Raw genomic sequence first — 6,419 nt, 5'->3', positions numbered from 1 at the left:
TACTGCTTCTCTGCGTGGCGTAACCATCCCTGCTAATTACTATTTCCGGTTTCCTTCCTGATTATACTCTCCCCGTAGTAACAAAAGAGGGATTAAGTGATCATAGTGAAATGTTGCAGGAACTCGAACAGATTGCTCAAATCGTCGAGCAACGGTTAAAGCAGCACGAAACGCGAGGCCGCACATTAACTCTGAAAGTCAAGTTTTCTGACTATCAGCAGTTAACCCGCAGTAAGACAATGCTTGCTCCCATCAGTGAACTCTCTACGATTTTTGAGATAGCCAAAACACTGTTTTTATCAATTGAACTGGAGAATCGTAGTGTCAGATTGTTGGGGATTTCTTTGTCTAACCTTGATAACGCTAAACAAACCCAAGCGATTCAATTGCCATTATTTCAGAATGCAGATATTACTTGGGAGTGATTGACTTAGTTCTATTTTTATGGCTCTACCTAAAACAAAAATCTATTACACTTCAAGGGAAGTATTTCAAAAATTGAAAGCAACAGGCATTGATTTCATGCCCCTCAAGGAAGGGTTTTCATACCATTCAATCTGATCTGTATCTAACCGCAGATTAGGCAAGCGTTGGACAATGGTATTTATAGCTATTTGTGCCTCAAGTCTGCCGAGGGATGCGCCGAGGCAAAAGTGGGTTCCTTTGCCAAAAGCTAAATGTGGGTTTTGTGAACGTGTAATATCTAATTTGTCGGGATTGAAGAATTGCTCAGGGTCACGGTTAGCAGCACCAATCGCTAGAAATAGGCGCTGCCCTTGGCGAATTTGTTGACCATTGATTTCGAGATCGGTAAGTGCTATGCGGGCTTGCCGTTGTACTGGGCTATCGTAGCGCAAAAACTCCTCCACAGCAGTTGTGATTAAGGAAGGGTCATTCTTTAACTTTTGCATCTGACTGGGATTTGCGAGTAAAGCAAGTAAGCCATTAGCAATTAAGTTAGTGGTAGTTTCATGGCCTGCAAAGGTTAAGAAAACACAATTTGATAAAAATTCTTCGTCTGAGAGTGAATTTTCTTTCTCTTGTGCAAAGATGAGGCTACTTATGAGATCATCTTGGGGTTGACAACGACGTTCTTCCAGTATGAAGTGGAAGTATTGTTTCATTTCCAGAAGACTTTTTTTAGCATTAGTCAAAATTTCTGTATCCATACGGAACAGTCCAAAAAATTTAGCTAAATCTGATGACCATTTCTTAAAGTGTTCGTAGTCTTCGGAATTTGCACCCAGCATTTGTGCAATAACGATTGCAGGTATTGGGTAAGCTAAATCATGAATAATATCTATGTTACCCCGTTTATAAATACTATCGATAAGTTGGTTTACTAAAGAGTGAATACTGGGTGCCATACTGCCAATAATATGAGGAGTGAATGCTTTATTAAATAGCGCACGTAGACGTGTGTGTTCTGGGGGGTCGCAAAACAGCATCCACTTTGATAAATTTTCCAAAAGTGGAAATATATTCTGTTGTTCTAATTGGGATAATTTGCTAATTGGCGGACGTTTAGCCGAAATCCGTTTGTCTTGCATTGCAAATGCAACGTCCTGATAACGCATCAGATACCAGCCCCCTAAAAAATCATTCCAGTAAACAGGCTCTTGTTGCAAAATCCGACGATAAGTAGGATAGGGATTGGCAAAGACTTCTGGGGCAGTTAGATTATATCGGTCTTTTTCTGGATTAGTTAATGATGTCATTTGTCCCAAGAACACTTACTTTCAAGGCACTTGCTCATTCAGCTTACTATGAACCTATTCCACGAATAAAGTATAAAAATTACGGGAAACCATTACCCAACAGAGGCATCAACCGCTCCAGTAGGGGAGATCCATAAAAATAAATCTCCAGCCTTATTAAAACGAATAATCGACTACGCCCACGATCCAGCCACGAAGGCTAGGGATTTATTTCGGGTTTGTGCCAGAACCAGAGAAGGATAACCCCCAAAGAACAGCCAGCATTTCAAATGCTTACCAATCCCCCAAATCTTCGCCTAGCTGTAAAGAAAAAAGCAAATTGACTGATAATATAAAGCTCTACAATAGGCAATCTTCTGACTGGAAACATTGATTATGAGCTTTGCTAATAAAACCATTGTTCTTACAGGTGCATCAGCAGGAATTGGGCAAAAGCTGGCAATCTCGTTAGCCCAACAAGATGCAAATTTAGTCCTAGCGGCTCGTAATCAAGAAGGATTAGAACAGACACTGACTGCTTGCACAAATCATACACAGAAGGTGATTGCAGTAGCTACAGACGTAACTCATGCTGTTGCTTGCCAGCAGTTGATAGAGAGAGCAATTACCGTATTTGGGCAGATTGATATTTTCATCAACAATGCCGGAATTGGAATGCTGACGTGCTTTGATGAAGTGACAGATTTATCAATTTTTGAGCGGGTAATGCAGGTCAACTATTTAGGTGCGGTCTATTGTACTCATTATGCTCTACCCTACCTAAAAGCTAGTCGAGGATTATTAGTGGCGATTTCTTCAATTTGTGGCAAAACAGGTGTTCCAACTCGTACAGGTTATGTTGCCAGTAAACACGCCATGCAAGGCTTCTTTGATACATTGCGGATGGAATTGCACTCAACAGGAGTAGATGTATTGGTTGTTTCACCAGGGTTTGTCGCCACAGATATTCGGCAACGAGCCTTGGGAGCAGATGGAAAACCATTAGGCAAAAGTCCGCGTGATGAAACGCAAGGCAATATGTCAGTAGATGAGTGTGTACATCAAATTATCTGGGCTATGGAGCGGCGTAAAAGAGAACACATCATGACGTTGAAAGGTAAAATACTCCCTTGGGCAAAGCTAATTATGCCAGGATTGGTTGATCGTATAACTGCTGCGACCGTTCGCAAGTCAACTGCTATCCAGAAGTAACCAAAACTTCAGAAACTGCGTGGCGAGTAGATGATTTTTACTACTCCACAGTACAGTTTAGTACATCTCTCTCCTCACCCACTCCAACTCTCTACCGCCACACACTCCCCACTCAACACATAAAAGCACCCGCCCCCCACAGCGCACCACCAGAAACTCCCCTGGTTAAGAGTAGTCCTTCACTACTTCGGGTTGCCACTGCCAGGAGATGAGATTGTAGACTTGCACTAGAGTTCCGATCATTACATCTGCGATCGCCGTTCGCGCTAGCGTCTCCATTAGCTCACGTCCTACTGTAGGCGGTAAGCGTAGCCATAGCGTCAGGCTTATCGCTCTGGTAACTAACGTTTATCAACAATCAATATGCTGTAGATAGTGTGTAGCAATAGTTATAGCTTATAAATGTAAAACATACACAACTTGCTAAACTTGTTGCACAATGGTATCTTGTCTAATATAGTAGTTTCAGAAGCATTTGCCAGTATGTTTGTACTACAAAAGTAAGAGGAAAACAAGCGTGAGTTCTTTCAAGCAGCTTCCATTATCAGACCTGAGAGAAAGCCTGCCGAAGTTCAAGCGTCAGGTGCAGTTAGGGATGAAAAGAATTGCTGCTACTTATTATGGGCAAGTAGTTGGATTCTTAGTGCCTTTAAAGGATTTGGAAAAAGCTCTCTTAGATAATGCCATCAATAAAAGTGAAGAGATGTCATTGTCAGATTTTCGGTTACATCTAACCGAATGCTGGGAGCATTTACAAGTTGATGTTGATTGTATTTATGTAACCTATCATACACGGAGAGCGGTTGCATTCGTCAGCCCTCGGTTGATTGCCTATCTTCCGATTCCAGTGTCAGAAGTTGCAGATAAACTACTTGCTATTAATAGCGGTCTTATTGAAGTTGGAAGTTTAACTCAGGAGAAGTAATCATGTTTGAGATAGTATCTACCCCAGAACTTCAAAATAAAATAAAAAATTTACAAGGCTATTATCCACCTGAAGCCTGCCAAGAGATTAATCATTTTTTAGAAATACTTAAGCAAGATGGACATTTGAGCAAAACAAATTTTTACGATATTAATACTAATGAAATCGCGGGTTTATATTGCAATTTATTTTACAAACCTTACTTAGAAGAAAAGAAAATATTACTAATCGATATCAAAATGAAAGCGGCAGATATTTTTAAGCAAAGGTTTACGATTGAAGATGATTGGGATGATAAGAACTGTGTAGATTCTATTCCCCAGTATGATAAACCTAAGAAAATAATCGAGGCTATTTTACTTATTGATCAAGGAATAACAGACTCTTATGAGTTAGGTTATAAATTAGGTAATAGAGGAAAGAAAGACGTATATATTTCTCGACATGGACAGTATGCAAAACAGGCTTTAGAAGCACTCAAGCTGATTACAAGGATGCGTCAGGGCAATAAATGGCTGACTGAATTAACCCAAAAGGGCAGATTGATTGCTGAAGCACCTAATGAAGATTTACAAGTCAGACTGCTTATTGAAGCTATGTTAAGTTACCCTCCTGTTTGGCGGATTATTGATGCAGTCTCACTAAAACAATCACAACTAAATAGTGTGCTAGTTTTAAATGATGAAGTAGTTAAAGAGCTTACTTTTCCAGAGGTATTAAAAGACGCAGATACTAGTAATCGTCGCTCACAGACTTTAAAAAACTGGATAAAGTGGATATCTAAAAAGTCAGGAATTCCTATCCGTATCCATGAATCAGGGGTACAGCTTACAATTCCAATGTTATTTGCTGAAGTACTGGATGGTGCAGACACTGACTAAATATAACTTTTTAGAGGCTTATAGCCAACCATTTATAAAAAAAACTGATGCGAGCTTTTTGAAATTTTTGGCTATGTTGAAAAATTAATTTATGGGTCTTGAGCCATAAATGACAGTAAAAATATTTAGATTGCATACTTGCATAAGATTTTTAAGTAAGTATAAACATTACCAATGGAAAGAAATAAGCTATGGAATTAATTTTAAATAATTACATTTACCAGAATGTATTTGCACGTCAAGAGCAGATAGTCCGCGTTTACTCCCAAAGAGAAGGAGCGAATGGCAGAGTTGTTTTAGAAGATATTGTAGAAATTTTGTTAACTGATATACCTTCAAATCCTAATAAAAAAATATCTAATAGGGCTGATTACAACGTACTCACTATAACCCAAGATAAAATTCAACTTTCTGGAATTAAGTTAATTGAATATGAAGGCTTACACCTTGCAGATGTGGAGCAGCTTCATGAGTTCTATAGTTTTTGTGATGAACTGGCGGCAGAAGAACTCTATGAAAGTTTGGGAGAGTGGCTAAGTTTCCAAGTTTGTACCTTGATTAATAAAAGATTAGCTCACTTAGGCGAAATGGTAAGCCAAATACCTTTCTGGGAAAAGTATACTTTAAAAGTTTCAAAATTATTTGATGAAAATCAAAAAATAACAATTAGAGAATGGTTGATTGGCTCTTACGGCTTAAGTGTTTCTTGGATAATTACTACATTTACTAATAAAGTCAGGAACATGATGGCTAGTGCTTATAAAGTGAACTCTGGTGAAAAAGTAGAAAAAAATGAAGGTAATGTGAATGTATATTATCTGAGAAATTTTGCTTTTGTTGCTCAAACAATAGACTGGTGGGTTGAGAGTGATGATTGGAGTTGGTTAAAAGAAGTAATTAAAAATAGTGTCGTTGTCAAAAATTCTATTGATGAAGACAAAGAGCAAGTGAAAAAATTGAAAAAGGAGGGCTTCAGTATTGATGATATTATCCAAAAAGTTTGGAATGTGACCCAAACTTCCCATTAGGTTGAAGATGAAAATTATCAATACAAGATTTTGAAAGCTTTCGTTCAAATGGTCTAAGGGGACAAAATGATATTAGAAAGAAACGCTATAGAAATGGAAGATGCAATCAAGATATTGCAATCAAATGGGCTACAACCGAATACACGTCGGCTAGGAAGCAAAAAAACTTTGATAGTGAAGCTAGTGGATGCTTATTCACTCATGATCGAAGAAGATAAATCAAGTCCTGGTTATTTATGCGCTTATTTAAAAAGTGATGAGCGCGGAACTATTACAATTTGGCATGAAATCACTCGTAAATCTTTAGCATCAGCTATCAAATATATACAGGAGCAACTAGGAATAGCTTCTAAACAAAAACCATTCGGTGAGCGTTGGAATATTGTTGCTGCTGCTGTAGTTAGCCTTGCACTGGTAGGTACGAGTTATGTAATTGTTAGCAATAAGGTAGCTGAATGTAATACTCAGCAATCCCAACAACCTCTAATTCAACCTTAGATTAGAAATATCGGAGATTTGTGTCATTGAGATGAATTGTAATGACGAATGCTATAGCTCGTTACTGTAGCAATTGGTTACATAGCCGAATGGCACTAAGAAAAACCGAAACACTTGTGGGTTAAGCAGTTTGCAATTGCTTGCGTAATTCGTGGCGGGGTTTGGTCATTAAGGGGTA

At 38.6% G+C, this 6,419-nt stretch carries 7 protein-coding genes; 6 read left to right on the top strand and 1 reads right to left on the bottom strand.

Annotation, left to right across the window (positions count from 1 at the left end; all coding sequences use genetic code 11):
* The first annotated feature begins 29 nt into the window (after window positions 1-29).
* Window positions 30-425, top strand: coding sequence for a DinB/UmuC family translesion DNA polymerase (locus V7K89_RS08275; protein ID WP_335186091.1), 396 nt, complete (start codon window positions 30-32; stop codon window positions 423-425).
* Between the two features lie 66 nt (window positions 426-491).
* On the opposite strand, the gene V7K89_RS08270 is transcribed toward V7K89_RS08275, so the two are convergent.
* Window positions 492-1,718, bottom strand: a complete 1,227-nt coding sequence (locus V7K89_RS08270) for a cytochrome P450 (RefSeq protein ID WP_335186089.1) — start codon at window positions 1,716-1,718, stop codon at window positions 492-494.
* Between the two features lie 375 nt (window positions 1,719-2,093).
* Here V7K89_RS08270 and V7K89_RS08265 point away from each other — a divergent pair, with 375 nt between their 5' ends.
* The 5 genes from V7K89_RS08265 (at window position 2,094) to V7K89_RS08245 (ending at window position 6,241) form a co-directional block, all read left to right on the top strand.
* A complete protein-coding gene (locus V7K89_RS08265; protein ID WP_335186088.1) occupies window positions 2,094-2,909 on the top strand; it encodes an SDR family oxidoreductase in 816 nt (271 codons plus the stop codon).
* Window positions 2,910-3,426: 517 nt separating this feature from the next.
* Entirely contained in the window at window positions 3,427-3,834 is a 408-nt protein-coding gene (locus V7K89_RS08260) for a prevent-host-death family protein (protein WP_335186086.1), read from the top strand.
* A gap of 2 nt (window positions 3,835-3,836) precedes the next feature.
* On the top strand, window positions 3,837-4,715 hold the full coding sequence (locus tag V7K89_RS08255) for a DUF7226 domain-containing protein (RefSeq protein WP_335186084.1): 879 nt from the start codon (window positions 3,837-3,839) through the stop codon (window positions 4,713-4,715).
* Window positions 4,716-4,906: 191 nt separating this feature from the next.
* On the top strand, window positions 4,907-5,743 hold the full coding sequence (locus tag V7K89_RS08250) for a hypothetical protein (protein ID WP_335186082.1): 837 nt from the start codon (window positions 4,907-4,909) through the stop codon (window positions 5,741-5,743).
* Window positions 5,744-5,809: 66 nt separating this feature from the next.
* A complete protein-coding gene (locus V7K89_RS08245; protein WP_335186080.1) occupies window positions 5,810-6,241 on the top strand; it encodes a hypothetical protein in 432 nt (143 codons plus the stop codon).
* Window positions 6,242-6,419 lie beyond the last annotated feature (178 nt).

Origin of the sequence: Nostoc sp., from assembly GCF_036917515.1 — a bacterium.
GTDB lineage: Bacteria > Cyanobacteriota > Cyanobacteriia > Cyanobacteriales > Nostocaceae > Nostoc.
This window is presented reverse-complemented; position numbering and strand designations above follow the sequence as displayed.